This is a genomic window from uncultured Dokdonia sp. (assembly GCF_947492815.1).
GTDB lineage: Bacteria > Bacteroidota > Bacteroidia > Flavobacteriales > Flavobacteriaceae > Dokdonia.
In genome coordinates this window covers 78,361-93,942 of sequence record NZ_CANLOB010000015.1, presented here as the reverse complement: position 1 = coordinate 93,942, position 15,582 = coordinate 78,361, and the positions used below count along the sequence as shown (strand labels likewise).

The 15,582-nt window shown below is 33.4% G+C and carries 15 protein-coding genes; 7 read left to right on the top strand and 8 right to left on the bottom strand.

From position 1 onward, the window contains the following. Positions 1 to 2: 2 nt before the first annotated feature. On the bottom strand, positions 3 to 1,214 hold the full coding sequence (locus tag Q1A01_RS14365) for a methyltransferase domain-containing protein (protein ID WP_299682205.1): 1,212 nt from the start codon (positions 1,212 to 1,214) through the stop codon (positions 3 to 5). A gap of 68 nt (positions 1,215 to 1,282) precedes the next feature. Between Q1A01_RS14365 and Q1A01_RS14360 the strand changes: the two genes are divergently transcribed. Beyond that, positions 1,283 to 2,371 carry an oxidoreductase gene (locus Q1A01_RS14360; protein ID WP_299682202.1) on the top strand — a complete coding sequence of 363 codons (1,089 nt, stop codon included), beginning with the start codon at positions 1,283 to 1,285 and terminating at the stop codon, positions 2,369 to 2,371. Here the strand turns inward: Q1A01_RS14360 and Q1A01_RS14355 are convergent. The 5 genes from Q1A01_RS14355 to Q1A01_RS14335 form a co-directional block, all read right to left on the bottom strand. Continuing rightward, positions 2,355 to 2,813 (bottom strand): sensor of ECF-type sigma factor, encoded by a 459-nt coding sequence (locus Q1A01_RS14355; protein ID WP_299682199.1) that lies wholly within the window; start codon positions 2,811 to 2,813, stop codon positions 2,355 to 2,357. The two genes, Q1A01_RS14360 and Q1A01_RS14355, sit on opposite strands and share 17 nt — an antisense overlap. A gap of 6 nt (positions 2,814 to 2,819) precedes the next feature. Next, positions 2,820 to 3,320, bottom strand: a complete 501-nt coding sequence (locus Q1A01_RS14350; RefSeq protein ID WP_299682196.1) for a hypothetical protein — start codon at positions 3,318 to 3,320, stop codon at positions 2,820 to 2,822. 27 nt (positions 3,321 to 3,347) lie between these two features. Continuing rightward, positions 3,348 to 3,899 (bottom strand): RNA polymerase sigma factor, encoded by a 552-nt coding sequence (locus tag Q1A01_RS14345; protein ID WP_299682193.1) that lies wholly within the window; start codon positions 3,897 to 3,899, stop codon positions 3,348 to 3,350. A gap of 325 nt (positions 3,900 to 4,224) precedes the next feature. Next, positions 4,225 to 6,054, bottom strand: coding sequence for an ABC transporter ATP-binding protein (locus Q1A01_RS14340; RefSeq protein WP_299682190.1), 1,830 nt, complete (start codon positions 6,052 to 6,054; stop codon positions 4,225 to 4,227). Between the two features lie 55 nt (positions 6,055 to 6,109). Further along, entirely contained in the window at positions 6,110 to 7,837 is a 1,728-nt protein-coding gene (locus Q1A01_RS14335) for a phospho-sugar mutase (RefSeq protein WP_299682187.1), read from the bottom strand. A 136-nt stretch (positions 7,838 to 7,973) separates the two neighbouring features. Between Q1A01_RS14335 and Q1A01_RS14330 the strand changes: the two genes are divergently transcribed. Then, on the top strand, positions 7,974 to 10,634 hold the full coding sequence (locus tag Q1A01_RS14330) for a T9SS type B sorting domain-containing protein (protein WP_299682185.1): 2,661 nt from the start codon (positions 7,974 to 7,976) through the stop codon (positions 10,632 to 10,634). Positions 10,635 to 10,646: 12 nt separating this feature from the next. Here the strand turns inward: Q1A01_RS14330 and Q1A01_RS14325 are convergent, their stop codons facing one another. After that, positions 10,647 to 11,588 (bottom strand): glycosyltransferase family 2 protein, encoded by a 942-nt coding sequence (locus Q1A01_RS14325; protein WP_299682182.1) that lies wholly within the window; start codon positions 11,586 to 11,588, stop codon positions 10,647 to 10,649. Between the two features lies 1 nt (position 11,589). Further along, positions 11,590 to 12,102: a DUF4199 domain-containing protein gene (locus Q1A01_RS14320; RefSeq protein WP_299682179.1), complete on the bottom strand. Its 513-nt coding sequence runs from the start codon at positions 12,100 to 12,102 to the stop codon at positions 11,590 to 11,592. A 178-nt stretch (positions 12,103 to 12,280) separates the two neighbouring features. On the opposite strand from Q1A01_RS14320, the gene Q1A01_RS14315 reads away from it, so the two are divergent. The 5 genes from Q1A01_RS14315 (at position 12,281) to fsa (ending at position 15,550) form a co-directional block, all read left to right on the top strand. Further along, positions 12,281 to 12,532, top strand: coding sequence for a type B 50S ribosomal protein L31 (locus Q1A01_RS14315; RefSeq protein ID WP_089372536.1), 252 nt, complete (start codon positions 12,281 to 12,283; stop codon positions 12,530 to 12,532). 150 nt (positions 12,533 to 12,682) lie between these two features. After that, complete coding sequence (locus tag Q1A01_RS14310; protein WP_299682172.1) at positions 12,683 to 13,315, top strand: NAD(P)H-dependent oxidoreductase; 633 nt, start codon at positions 12,683 to 12,685, stop codon at positions 13,313 to 13,315. Between the two features lie 125 nt (positions 13,316 to 13,440). After that, a complete protein-coding gene (locus tag Q1A01_RS14305) occupies positions 13,441 to 13,887 on the top strand; it encodes a thioredoxin family protein (RefSeq protein ID WP_299682170.1) in 447 nt (148 codons plus the stop codon). Between the two features lie 105 nt (positions 13,888 to 13,992). Beyond that, complete coding sequence (locus tag Q1A01_RS14300) at positions 13,993 to 14,796, top strand: SDR family oxidoreductase (protein WP_299682167.1); 804 nt, start codon at positions 13,993 to 13,995, stop codon at positions 14,794 to 14,796. 97 nt (positions 14,797 to 14,893) lie between these two features. Further along, positions 14,894 to 15,550 (top strand): fructose-6-phosphate aldolase, encoded by a 657-nt coding sequence (fsa, locus tag Q1A01_RS14295; RefSeq protein WP_299682163.1) that lies wholly within the window; start codon positions 14,894 to 14,896, stop codon positions 15,548 to 15,550. Positions 15,551 to 15,582: the final 32 nt, after the last annotated feature.

Here is a 15,582-nt window from a genome sequence, read left to right as displayed (position 1 = left end):
TTTTACGCTTTTCGCGAAAGCAAAGCCATATAAAATCCATCATACCCAGTTTTAGCAGGACTTATGTTTTCGTCTTTATCTAGTTTGAAATTAGCCCCTTCTTCGGTAGCTAAAAATGATTTGATTTGTTCTTGATTTTCTTTCGGTAATATAGAACAGGTTGCATACACCATTTTACCTCCAGGTTTTACTATTTTACTATAAGACTCTAGAAGAGATGCTTGACGATCTACTACTTTTTGAATAAAGTCAGGCTGAAGCTTCCATTTAAGGTCAGGACTTCTTTTAATAGTTCCTAAACCTGTACATGGAGCATCGATTAAAACTCTATCTGCTTTGCCATATAATTTTTTGAAAACTTTTGTAGAATCTATCACACGTGTCTCTATATTATGGGCGCCTGCACGTTTAGCACGTCTTTTCAATTCTTTAAGCTTGCCTTCATAGATATCCATTGCAATTACCTGCCCTTTGTTTTCCATGAGAGCTGCTAAATGAAGTGTTTTTCCTCCAGCACCTGCACACGTATCTACTACGCGCATACCTGGCGTAACATCTAGGTAACGAGCAACACGTTGAGAAGAGGCGTCTTGCACTTCAAAAAAACCGTTTTTAAATGCTTCTGATGTAAATACATTTTTACGTTCTACTAATTGAACGGCATCAGGATATGCATCTACTAGGGTGGTGTCTATATCTTGATCGGCTAAGATATTGCGTAGTTCTTTTGGAGTTGTTTTAAGACTATTAGCTCTCAAAACAACTGGTGCTTGTTTATTAAGAGCAGCAAGTTCTTTGTCCCATTGTTTTCCTATGGCTTCTTCTCCCATAGTATCCATCCAATCAGGAATAGACTCTCTGAACTTTCTAATTTTAGATAATTCGTCAAACTTTCCTTTGATACGTCTTGTAGGTACAGGCTCTATTTGCTTCCAATCTGGAATAGTTATTCCTCTTAACGTTGCCCATACAGCAAAAAGCCTAAAAAGATTAGCTCTAGAATACGGAGCTTTCACTTCAGCAATTTCAGAATAGAGGCGTTTCCAACGTACAATATCGTATACGGTTTCAGCAATAAAACCTCTATCACGAGCACCCCAGCGTTTATCGAATTTAAGTACTTGTTTTAATACTTTGTCAGCTTGCTTCTCCTCATTGAATATGAGATTTAAAGCATCTACAGCAGCAAAAACAAGATTGCGATGTAATTTCATAATTTCTATTATGATGCAAAGGTATTGCTTCTTCTATTAATAGTCCTATTTTTGACAAAATTTAAACCATGCGATTCATCATTTTTATATTCATTATCTGTTGTTACTCTTGTGCTAAAAAAGAAGAGGCTATCGTTTTTTCTCCTATAACAGATGTAACTATTGAAGAGATTTATACAGACTCTACAAGTATAAGAGCTGTAGAAGTTTCTAATAAAGAAGTTTTATTTGCAGGTAGTAATGGGAAATATGGTCATTTTGAAATTAATTCAGATACTGCTTCAAAAGATTCAACTATTATACCTGCGTATTTTAAATCAAAAAATAGTGGTGTTATAGATTTCTTAGATAAGAAACCAGCTTTTAGATCACTTGCTAATACAACAGACGCTTTTTTTATGCTAAGTATTGATAATCCAGCGTTGTTATATAGGATACATAAAACTACTGGAAAGATAGACCTAGTGTATATAGAACAAGTAGAAGGTGTTTTTTATGATGCAATGACTTTTTGGAATGATCAAGAAGGGATTGCAATGGGAGATCCTGTAGATGGGTGTTTGTCTATTATTATTACAAGGGATGGAGGAGCAAGTTGGCAGAAGAAAGATTGTAGTACGCTACCAACTACAGCTGCAGGTGAGGCTGCTTTCGCGGCAAGCGATACCAATATTAAAGTCGTAAATGATCATACTTGGATTGTCACAGGTGGCTTAAAGTCTCGCGTATTGTATAGTGGAGATAAAGGTAAAACATGGCAGTTATTTGATACTCCCATACAACAAGGATCGGAAACTTCAGGTGGTTATACCATGGATTTTTATAATGCTTCTACTGGTATTATTTACGGCGGAGATTATACAAAACCAGAAGCAGCAATTTCTAATGTTATTACAACAGTAGATGGAGGAAAAACATGGAAAACAACTACAGATAATGCAAATCAAGGATATAAAAGTTGTGTTCAATATGTGCCTAATAGTAAGGGTAAAGAACTTATTGCATTAGGATTTACAGGAATTTCATATTCTCAAGATGGCGGAGATCACTGGAAAGAAATATCGAAAGAATCCCTTTTAAGTTTTCGATTCTTAAATGATAGTGTTGCATACGCAGGTGGAAGAAATAAGCTTGTTAGGCTTACATTCCGCCGTTAGGTCGACCTCCAAAATCCCTTCTTCTTTCTTTCAATTTTCTTAAAAGATCTCTTTTAAAATCTTCCTCGGCCTTTAATAAGGTGAGAATTTTCTTAGATGATATAATGCCTTTAAGTTCTGTTATAAGACGCTCCTTTTTATTGAGTTTATCCTTTGAAAATTTAGATAGTTTGTTTAACGCAGCTTCACTTTCTGCTTCAGTTAACTGTTCAAAATTACTTTTAAGATTACCTAATAGCTTACGTTCTTGACGTCTTAAACTTTCCATATTATCTTCATAAGTATTGTAAACAGGCCAAAATGCTTGTGCTTCTTTTGTAGAAAGAGCAACGCGTTCAGTAATATGAGCTATTTTTAAAGCTTTTATTTTTTCCTTATTTGGTCTTTGAGCATTTGCAAATGTTGTAAATGCTAGTAGTACGATTATTAGTATTCTTTTCATGGTATTTTATTGAGTCATTAGATCATACGGATCTGTTGTTATATCGAGATATTCTATTACCTCTACATCTTCTAATTGTATATCATTTGATAAATCATCTAATTCATCATCTGTTAATAATTCACCTAACTCATAGTCAGATATTAAATAATTATCTGTTTCTAAGTAGGATGCTATTGTATCACTTTCTATATCTTCAAATGGAGTTATTGTAGCTGGTGATTTTAATAGTAAGATCAAAATAATAATAGCGGCAACACTTGCAGTAGCATACAGCCATTTAGTTTTAAATAATGATACAACTTTAGTAGGTTGTTGTACCTCCGAAATAATCTTTTCTGGAAGTCGTTCAAAATACTCTTTAGGTACTATAAAACCTGTATCTTTTTTTGTGCCTATAAGTTCCTCAAATTCAAGTTGAACTTGTAATCGTTCCTGAAAATCTATAAAATAGTTTTCTGGGACTTTATAGTCTTTATTTTTTGATATGTCTTTATTAGTATTCATTTCTACTATCGTTTCATCTTTCTTACACTAATCATTTTTTAAATACTCAGTGATTTTCTTTGTCGCTATGTGATACGAACTCTTTAAGGCTCCTACAGAAGTGTCCATCAGTTCGCTAAGTTCTTCATAAGTTACATCTTCAAAATATTTTATTCTGAAAACTGCTTGTTGTTTTTCAGGAAGGCTTTGAATCGCTCTTTGTAATTTAATTTGAATTTCATCTCCCTCAAAATAGGGATCACTTTCTAAAGAATTTATAAGTCTTTCTTGTAAATCTTCACTAGATATCTGATATTGTTTTGCACGTTTGTTTAAAAATGTAATAGCTTCGTTTGTAGCAATTCTGTATAACCAAGTATATAATTTACTATCACCTTTAAAAGAGTGAATACTACGATGCACTTTTATAAACACATTCTGTAGGACATCATCTGTATCTTCATGATTTTTTACCATTTGCCGAATATGCCAATAGAGACGTTCTTGGTATTCTTGTACCAAAGTATTAAAAGCAATACGGTTTGGTTGCTTTTTTAAGTCCTCTATAAGTTGACTTTCTGTTATTTTGGTCTGTATCACGATACTTTGACTCTTTTTTTTTGAAAAAGTTTAATCTTAAAGAAATATTAATTTTTTACTGATAATGAACGAGTTATAGGTTTTATTGTTTTTCAAACATCGATAAAATGCATATTTAATAGGATAAAGTGCATTTTTTTCTTTGTTATTAAAAAAACTCACATTATATTTGAACCATCATTGAACGATGATCGACCTACTGAAACCCCAAATTCATATGTTGATTTTATTTTGATATGTTTTTTGATACTGCGAGCCCCAAATGTGGTATCAATAAGACTTATACTTAACCTGAAAAAAGCTACTTTTTTAAAGTAGCTTTTTTTTATTCAAAAGATTGCATGGCAACTAAATTACTATAGACTCCTTTTTTGTCAAGTAGTTCTTGATGTTTTCCTTGTTCTACAATCACACCTTTTTGCATCACAATAATTTGGTCTGCATTTTGAATTGTAGATAACCGATGCGCGATCACAATAGAAGTTCTATTTTGCATCATATTTTCTAACGCTTTTTGAACTAAGCGTTCGCTTTCTGTATCTAGGGCAGAAGTTGCTTCGTCCAGAATCATAATAGGAGGATTCTTTAAAACAGCTCTGGCAATAGATAAACGCTGTTTTTGTCCTCCACTTAGTTTTCCACCACTATCTCCAATATTTGTATGAATACCTTCAGGTAATTCTTTTACAAATTCCCATGCATTAGCAATTTTTAAGGCTTCTATAATTTCTTCATCTGTAGCATCTTCCTTACCAAGATTTACATTCTTTTTAATGCTATCATTAAAAAGAATGGCATCTTGTGTTACGAGTCCCATTTGTTCTCTAAGAGACTTTTTAGTCACTTCTTTAATAGGAGTACCATCTAGTTTTATTACGCCATTATGTACATCATAAAAACGCGTTACCAAGTTTGCAATAGTACTTTTGCCAGATCCAGACTGTCCTACTAGCGCTACAGTTTGTCCTTTAGGTATTTTTAGTGAGAAATTATCTAAAATAGTTTCTTGGTCATATTTAAAAGAAATATTCTCAATAGAAATTTCTTTAGAAAATAGAGGTGCTATTATAGCATTAGGGGCGTCTTGTATTTCTGTTTCTGTTTCTACAATCTCTAGAATTCTTGCAGCAGCTGCATCTCCTTTCTTAACAGAGTAACTTGCTTTTGCAATAGCTTTTGCTGGAGTTAATATTTGGTAAGCAAGCCCCATATATGCTATAAATGTAGCGCCATTTAATCCAGAGTCCACATTTAATACCATATTACCTCCATACCAAAGTAACGTTCCAATAACAGTAATTCCTAAAAACTCACTTACTGGTGATGCTAGATTTTGCCTATGCGTCAAAGAATTGCTGTAGTTCTTGAAACGTTCTGTAGAGGTTTCAAATTTTTCTTGCAAACGATCTTCAGCGCTAAAGCCTTTTATTATTTTAAGATTAGCAAGCGTTTCTTCTACAAGTGATAAAAAATATCCTTGCTCCGTTTGTACTTGATTTGATTTCTTTTTTAATGTTTTTCCTATACGGGAGATAATAAAACCTGCTACTGGAATAAAAATAAATACAAATAATGTAAGCTTAGCACTTATAAAAATCATACTACCTATCGCAAAAATAATATTGAGAGGTTCTCTTACAAAAAGCTCTAATATAGATAAGAAAGAATGTTGTACTTCTAAAACATCAGACGTAATTCTGGCAATTGTATCTCCTTTACGCTTTTCAGAATAGAAACTCAAATTTAAATTCAAGACACGTTTATACATCACATCTCTTATGTCTTTCAAAACACCATTACGTAAATAGGTGATAAAGAAATTAGCAAGATAGCCAAAGAGGTTTTTAAGGAAAAATACTATAATTACGATCCCGACCATGATCCCCAATACATATACCTCTCCATGCTCATCTACTTTTGTATTTATAAAATAGTTAAGACTATCCTCTAAAAAAGCTTTAGTAGATTTAGCGGTCTCGTATACAGGTTTTACCTTAACAGGATCTACTTGCTTTAAAAGCACGGTAAGCATTGGTATCAGCGATATAAATGAAAGTGTACCAAAAAGTGCGTATAGCGCATTAAAAATAATATTTAAAATTCCATATTTCTTGTATGGAAGCGCAAAGCGCAGAATCTTCTTGAAGTAATTCATAAGAATGTATATACTTTCGCGCCTGCCTGCCAGCAGGCAGGAAAGCAAAATTAATTTATACGCCTAGTGCATTTTTTATGCCAGCAATACGTTCATCAAGTTGTGCTGAAATTGTGTCATAATCAGATAAGCGCTCTAATGATGTTTGAACACTGATATAAAACTTCACTTTAGGTTCAGTTCCACTAGGTCTAGCGGCAATTTTACTTCCATCTTCTGTATAGTAAATTAATACGTTAGAAGCAGGTATATCTATAGGTTCTGTAGTTCCTGTTGTAATATTTGTAGCGGTTTGTGATTGATAATCTTCTACACGAACAACAGTACTTCCATTAATTTCTTTCATCGGATGCTCACGAAGGTCAAGTAACATTTGCTTGATTTCAGCTGCGCCAGATTGTCCTTTTTTGACAAGTGATATAAGAGATTCCTTATAATAACCATGTGTTATATATAAGTCTTTTAATTTTTGATATAATGTTTTGCCTTGCGCTTTTGATCTAGCGGCAATGGTACAGGCAAGTAATGTAGAGGTTACTGCATCTTTATCACGTACAAAATCTCCTACCATGTATCCAAAACTCTCTTCACCACCTCCTATAAAATGTTGCTCAGGGTAATCAATAATCATTTTAGCAATCCATTTAAAGCCTGTAAGTCCTATTTTGCATTCCACATTATAAGATTGCGCCAGTACCTTCATCATTGGTGTAGATACAATCGTAGAGCCTACAAAAGGATTATGCTGCTGGTTTTTGCTTTCGCGAAAGCGTTCCAGTAAATAATCCGTCATTAAAATCATGGTCTGATTACCATTGAGTATCGCAAGTTTCCCGTCATCATCTCGTACAGCAATCCCGAGTCGATCACAATCTGGATCTGTCCCAATAACGATATCTGCATTTTTTTCTTCACCTAATGTGAGTGCCATTTGAAGAGCAGATGATTCTTCTGGGTTTGGAGATGCTACTGTAGGGAAGTTTCCGTCGGGAACGGCTTGTTCTTCCACAATATGAAGGTTGGTAAAACCTGCTTGTCGTAGTGTGTCAGGAACAAGTGTAATAGATGTCCCATGTAAGGATGTAAAGACAATAGATAGGTCTTCTTTTTGACTAGCAGTGACTTCAGATGTTACATTAGCAACACTAGCATCTATAAATGCTTTATCTACTTCTTTATCTATATAACTAATAAGATCAGTTTGTTCTTGAAACTGAATATCGTTAAAATCTAGACCTTCTATTTCCTGAATGATTTCTTTGTCTTGAGGTGGAACTAATTGCCCTCCATCTACCCAATACACTTTGTATCCATTGTATTCTGGTGGATTATGACTTGCTGTAAGAACAATACCACATTGGCAATCTAAATGTTTAACAGCAAAACTAAGTTCTGGGGTAGGGCGTAAGTCTGAAAATAAGAAAACTTTAATTCCATTTGCAGAAAAAACATCGGCTACGACTTTAGCAAGTTCCTTACTGTTATGCCTGCAATCATAGGCAATTGCTACTTTTATAGCGGTATCAGGAAATGTTCTTTTAAGGTAATTAGAAAGGCCTTGTGTGTTCTTTCCTAAAGTGTATTTATTTATTCTATTGGTGCCTGGTCCCATGATTCCACGCATACCTCCTGTACCAAACTCTAAGTTTTTATAAAAACTATCTTCAAGTTCTTCTGGGTTGTGTGCGATATTATTTTTTATAGCATCTTGTGTTTCTGTGTCAAATGTGTCAGTTAACCAAGTATTTGCTTTGTCGAGAATCTCAGGTTTGTGGTAAATCATTTTTTAGCGTAAAGATTATACTACAAAAATACGTTTTTGTGTTAATTTTTATCGGTAATTACTATTTTATACTTAATATCGAAGATATTTGAATTTATATAGAACTAAACCATCATATTTAAACCCAACCAAAACATTGAAACAATTAGTAGCTATTATAATTTTCATATTAATATCTTTCCATGCTTTAGCACAACGCGATGCAGCTAATTGGTATTTTGGAAATTTTGCCGGATTAGATTTCAATTCTGGTGTTCCTGCAGTTATAGATGATGGAGCGTTAGATACTACAGAGGGATGTTCTGCAATTTCAGATAAAGATACAGGAGAAATTCTTTTTTATACAGAAGGAACTACCATTTGGAATAGGAATAATGATGTTATGCTAAATGGGACTGATTTACTAGGTAGTTTATCATCTACACAATCTGCTGTTATTGTTCCATTACCTGGAAGTGATTCTATTTTTTATGTCTTTACAACAGATGAGGTTCAAGCTTATCAAAACACAGGCATGGGTAATGGGATCAACTATTCTATTGTTTCTATGTTAGGAGACGGAGGATTGGGCGAAGTTATAGAGAAGAACACAAACCTATTAGTAGAAGGATCTGAGAAAATTTCTGTTGTAGAAACTGATGATGGAATTAATTATTGGATAGTTACCCATTTTCAAGATACATTTTATGCATATCTATTAGATAGTACAGGAGTCGTTAATACACCAGGAGTATCTCCTATGATCTCTACAATTGGTCCAAATATTGATGATTTTGAAAATTTTAGAGGCGCTATGAAAATAGCTCCTAATGGATCTAGATTAGCTATATCACATTGCTTGTTTGAACCTAGTTTAGGAGGACTTGCATATTTATATGATTTTGATAATGCCACAGGTGTTGTAGATAATCAATTATTGATCAGTGACGATCTTGTATATTATGGAGTTGAATTTTCATCAGATTCCTCTAAATTATATTTTAGCGGAAAAACAGTAAATAGCCAAGGAGAATCTGATCGTATTATTATTGAGCAATATGATCTAAATGAACCATCTATAGTGGGTTCAAGATATACGGTACTAGATCTTGAAAATGGATTGTTAAGTGATCTTGCTGGGGGATTACAAATTGCAATGAATCGAAAAATTTATCATGCACTTCCAGGTATAAATATATCCGTAATTAATAATCCAAAATTAGTAGGTCCTTCGGTAAATTTTAGTGAAAACTCGGTAGGTTTAGGATTTAGAAGTAGTTCATTTGGTTTACCACAATATATACAGTCTTTTTTTGAATCTTTTATTACGATAGATAATATTTGCGAGAATGACGAAACTGTTTTTACAGTAGATCCTAATGCAAATGTGACGGCTGCTTTATGGGATTTTGGAGACCCTGCAAGTGGAGCAGATAATACATCTACGGCTATTAACCCTACACATAGTTTTACAGAAGCTGGATTATATACCGTTACTGTGACGTTTGAATTTTCCGATCGCGTTCCAAAAACTTTTGTAGAGTTTGTACAAATCATTCCTTTAATAGATCTTCCAGAAGCTGTTGTTTTTACTCAATGTGATATAGATGGAATGGATGATGGGCGAAGTGTATTTAACTTAGTAGACTTTGCAAATGCCGAATTTGAGACAAATAATTTATTATATAGGTTTTATAACTCCTTAGAAGATGCTCAATTAGATCAGGATCCTATTGTGAGTCCTACTACCTACCTAAATGATTTTAATGGAGAGGTGGTATACTTAGTAATTGGAGATGATCAGTCTTGTAATAATATCATAGAAGTAACACTTGATGTTTCGGTTAATCCTGCTGGCACTAATTTTACATATGAGTTGTGTGATATATTATTGAGTAAACAAGATGTATGGGCTGCTTTGCAAAATTTAGGAGATGTAATACTCGAAAACTTCTCTGATGGATCTACAGTAGAATTTTATTTGACATTAGATGATGTTGTTGTGCAAGTGAATCAATTAACGTTGGGTACGGTACCACATTCCTTAATTGCATTAGATTTTTTAAGCGTTTATTATATAGTATCAAATAGCGCAGATTGTCTTGCAATAGGGGAGGTGACTTTCGAAATTTTATTAGGAGTTGAAGAAGAGAATAAGGATGTAAATTTTTGTACCTCAGATGGAGGATTGGCATTAGTTACAGATAACGAATATGCATCTTATCAGTGGTCTACTGGCGAAACAACACCTAGTATCATTGTAGATGAAGCAGGTAGCTATAATGTAGCTGTCGAAAGTTTAGAAGGGTGTACAGGTAATATACAGTTTAATGTTACAGAAACCGAGATATTTGATATTAGTATTGAAGTTTCAGATTTTCAGCAATACAATTCTATTATAGTGACACCTAGTAATACATCAATAGATTTATTGTACTCTATAGATGGAGGGGTGACTTCTCAAACTAATGGTAATTTTACGGGTCTAGTTCCCAAATATTATAATCTTCTGGTAAGAGATTTAGAAGGTTGTAATGCGTATAATGAGATTATTTTAATACGAGGTGCTCCTCGTTATTTTACACCAAATAATGATGGTACTCACGATTTCTGGCATGTAAACGAAGCAGTAAATTATCAAGGATTGGAAGTAACCATATTTGATAGATTTGGAAAACTACTATATGCAATGGGGCATAATGATAGGGGATGGGATGGTACGTATGGAGGTGTCTTAATGCCTACTAATGCCTATTGGTATCGTATCAATTATGAAGGAGCAGAGTATTATGGGCACTTTACATTAATACGCAGATAGTTTAAAGAGATCTTATATAGTCTCTTTAATTTGATACCGTTCTTTATCCTTAGAAGATCTTTGTAAAAGCTCTCCAATAAATCCAGCAATAAATAGTTGCACTCCTATAACCATAGCTACGAGGGCAATATAAAATTCTGGCCTATCTGTAATCAAACGTCCTTCAGGATTTATAAATAGTTTATCTATACCGAGATAAAGTGAAAAACAAAATCCAATAAAAAACATAAAAACGCCGAGTGCTCCAAAAAGATGCATAGGGCTTTTAGCAAATTTTGATAAGAACCAAATAGTTAATAGGTCTAGAAAACCATTAATAAATCGTTCCATACCAAATTTTGTAGTACCATATTTACGTGCTTGATGCTGTACTACTTTTTCACCAATATTAGGAAAACCAGCATTTTTAGCTAGCACAGGGATATAACGATGCATTTCTCCATATACATCTACTGTTTTGATAACGTCTTTTTTGTAGGCTTTAAGTCCGCAGTTAAAATCATGTAACTTTAATCCACTAGTTTTACGTGCCGCAGCATTAAATAGTTTGCTGGGGAGGTTTTTAGCAATTACAGAATCGTATCGTTTCTTTTTCCATCCAGAAACTAGATCATAACCTTCTTCTGTAATCATTTTATATAACTCAGGAATTTCTTCGGGATTATCTTGTAAATCGGCATCCATGGTAATGATTACATCGCCTTGTGCAGCAGCAAAGCCAGCGTGTAAGGCTTGAGATTTACCATAGTTTTTACTAAACCTAATAGCTTTTACTTGGGTATGCTTTCGCGAAAGCGTATATATCTCACTCCACGATTGATCCGTACTTCCATCATCAATAAATAAAATCTCATAGGAAAAACCGTTGGTTTCCATTACTTCTGAAATCCAATGGTGTAATTCTTTAAGAGATTCTTGCTCATTAAGCAAGGGGATAACAACAGATAGTTGCATATTATTCAGATTCTTTTGTACGCAATGCGGCTCCTGCAATTAATGAAATTACAGCTCCTAGGAACACAAAATACAGTGTATAAGTTAAAATTCCTAATAAAGATTTAGCCTTGTTTTCATTGGCATCGGCAAATTGAGTTTCTTTTTCTTTAATACCTTCTGGATTAAAACTCTCCATTAGCTCAAGCGTTTTACTCATTGTAAATTCTGGATCGATAAAATTGTCATATATATATGCAAAACTAGTAAAGAGAAATCCTAAAATAAGCATAATAATGACACCTATTCTAGCGGCTTCTCCTAAGTCTAAAGATCCATTAGTTTTTTTATACTTTTTAAGGGCATACACTATAAAAATAATTTCAAAAATAAATGCTACTGCGTATGTAAAGTACCAAGCTATTGCAGAGAAATCGAGTGTTTTAGGAATAATATCTATAAAAATTCTAGTAATTCCAGCTAGTAATCCTAATCCTAGCGCATATTTTTGAACACTTAATTTTACACCTTCCATATTATTTTTAAAAATGTTAGTTATGGTTGCATTTGTGTACAAAGATACCTTACATTGTGGTATTAAATGAATAAAATCGATTTTTTAAGTGTTTTTTTATGTTTTTATATTTGCAAATAACTTATTTATATGTAAATTTGCACCTCGAAAAATCGAGCATTAATAATAGAGTTACGAAATGAAACAAGGTATACACCCAGAAAATTATAGATTAGTTGCATTTAAAGACATGTCAAATGATGAAGTGTTTTTAACAAAATCTGCAGCCGACACTAAAGAAACGATTGAAGTTGATGGAACGGAGTATCCACTTATTAAATTAGAAATTTCTAGAACTTCTCATCCTTACTATACTGGAAAAGCTAAGTTAGTAGATACAGCTGGACGTATCGATAAATTCAAAAACAAATACGCTAAGTTCAAAAAATAAACTTAGACGCATATATTATATACAAGCCTTCCTTATTAGGGAGGCTTTTTTAGTACCCTTATTTTAATACTGCTATTAGTTTTTACTATAGCTAGTTATTATATTTTTCGCAAGTTGGATAGTATCTTTGCATCAATTAATATTACAATTATGTCACAATTCTTAGAAGCACTTGAATGGCGATATGCCACTAAAAAATTTGATGCGACTCGTATGTTGCCAGCATCTAAAATAACTGTTGTAAAAAATGCATTTAACCTTACTGCTTCTAGCTTTGGATTACAACCTGTAAAGTTGCTTGTTATTCAAGATCAAAATCTACAGAATGATTTGGTGCCTGTTTCAATGAATCAACAGCAAGTTGCAGACGCATCTCATGTGTTAGTGTTTTGTATAGAAAAGAATATAGATCAATCTTATATAGAAGCTTATTTTAGTAATGTAAAAGAAACGAGAAATACTCCTGATGAGATTTTAAAACCTTTCAGAGATTATTTGTATGGTCATTTTGCTAATGAGTCTCCAGAGGCTATTGAGAATTGGGCTACAAAGCAAGCTTATCTTGCAATGGGTAATTTACTTACCATATGTGCTTTAGAAAAAATAGATGCGTGTCCTATGGAAGGGTTTAATTCTGATCGTTATAATGAGCTTTTAGGACTTTCTGAAAAAGGGCTCTCTGCTGTGCTAGTTATGCCTATTGGATATCGTGCAGATGATGATATGTTTGCAGACTTTAAGAAGGTCAGAAAGACATTATCTGATGCAGTGATTGAAATTTAAGTGTAAAACTGACAATAATTTGGCAAGATTCTTGTTATTTTCATTGAGTGAAATGAACTAGGCACATATCGTGTTTGTTGATTTCGTATAAAATTTTAAATTTGTTAGTGTAATAGTCTTGTCTCATGAAACGCTTATTTTTTATTCTTTTTATTACTATAGCTGCTGTCTCTAATGCACAAGAGGCTACTTGGCTCACTGATTTTGACAAGGCAAAAAGGGTTGCTAAAAAGGAAAAAAAACCTATACTGATGTATTTTACAGGAAGCGATTGGTGTGGGCCTTGCAAGATGTTGAAAAAAGATTTTTGGCAACATTCAGAATTTTTAAAACAGGCTAATGATTTTGTCTTGTTAGAAGTAGATGTTCCTTTTAGAGAAGATATTATTACCCCAGAACAGTTTAAAAAGAATAAAGAACTTCAGAAAAAGTATAATAAAGATGGTGCTTTTCCTACATTGCTGGCGCTTGATGCTAATGGAAAAATAAAAGAACGTATTTCAGCATATAGCATGTTAAGAGATACCAGCGGCTATTTTGCTTTTCTAGATAAAGCACGGGCCATTAGATAGCCATACATCGATTAGATTCAAAACTTCATTATTATTGGAATCCCTGTACATATAATTTGCATATTGATATGTGTAGTTTGATATTTGCGTCTAAATGCAACATACATGTCTAAGGTCGTTTTAATAACTGGTGCTTCTTCTGGAATAGGGAAAACAATAGCACATTATCTTTCTGATAAAGGTTTTACTGTATATGGTACAAGTCGTAATCCTAAAGCAGTTAAAGAAGGAGAGGTGCGCATGATTCCTTTAGATGTTACTGTACATGATTCTATAACAGCGGCTATTCAAACTATTCTTCAAGAGCAAAATCAAATTGATTATTTAATTAATAATGCTGGAATGGGGATAACAGGTCCACTAGAAGAAACTCCAGACAATGAAATAAGACGTGTTTTTGAAACCAATTACTTTGGTGCTTTAGAGGTTATAAAAGCAGTTTTACCTACTATGCGTGCACAACGTAGCGGTATGATTATTAATGTTACTTCTATAGCAGGTTATATGGGATTACCTTATAGAGGTATTTATAGCGCTACAAAAGGAGCTTTAGGTATCACGACAGAGGCATACCGAATGGAACTTAAAGAGTTTAATGTAAAAATGACCACTGTAGCTCCCGGAGATTTCGCAACAAATATTGCAGCAGGACGTTACCATGCTCCCATTCTAGAGAATTCTCCTTACAAAGAAAATTATGGGAATACTTTGCAACTTATGGATGAGCATGTAGATGCAGGAATGGATACGCAAGTCATGGCAAAAGTGGTATACCGTATCATGCTTTCTAAAAACCCTAAAGTACATTATAGGGTAGGTTTTTTTATGCAAAAATTTAGCATTGCTCTCAAGCGAATACTACCAGATACTTGGTATGAAAAATTACTTTTAAATCATTACAAATTATAGATTGTGTATAAGTGTAAAATAAATTAAAACACTACTTATATATTAAGATTGTTTCTTTACCTATTTTTGTAAAAACAATACAATAACATTCTATCCTATGAAATTTTTTATTGATACAGCAAATCTTGCTCAAATTAAGGAAGCGCAAGACCTTGGCGTACTAGATGGTGTAACAACAAATCCTTCGCTTATGGCAAAAGAGGGAATTACAGGGCGTGATAATATCTTAAAGCATTATGTTGATATTTGTAACATCGTAGATGGAGATGTTAGTGCAGAAGTAATAGCAACTGAGTACGATGCTATGGTTAAAGAAGGTGAAGAATTAGCAGCATTACATGATCAAATTGTAGTAAAGCTACCAATGATTAAAGATGGTGTAAAAGCATGTAAATATTTTAGTGATAAAGGTATTCGTACTAATGTCACACTTGTATTTTCTGCAGGACAAGCTATACTTGCAGCTAAAGCAGGAGCAACATACGTATCTCCTTTTATAGGAAGATTAGATGATATCTCGACAGATGGTCTTAACCTTATTGCTGAAATTCGTCATATATATGATAACTATGCTTTTGAAACAGAAATTTTAGCAGCATCTGTACGTCATACAATGCATGTAATAGACTGTGCAAAAATTGGAGCAGATGTAATGACAGGGCCTTTGTCATCTATAGAGGGATTATTAAAACATCCACTTACAGATATTGGCCTCGCAAAGTTTTTAGCAGATTATAAGAAAGGTAATAGCTAAAACCTTTTTTGAAATACATAAGAAAAGCCGAT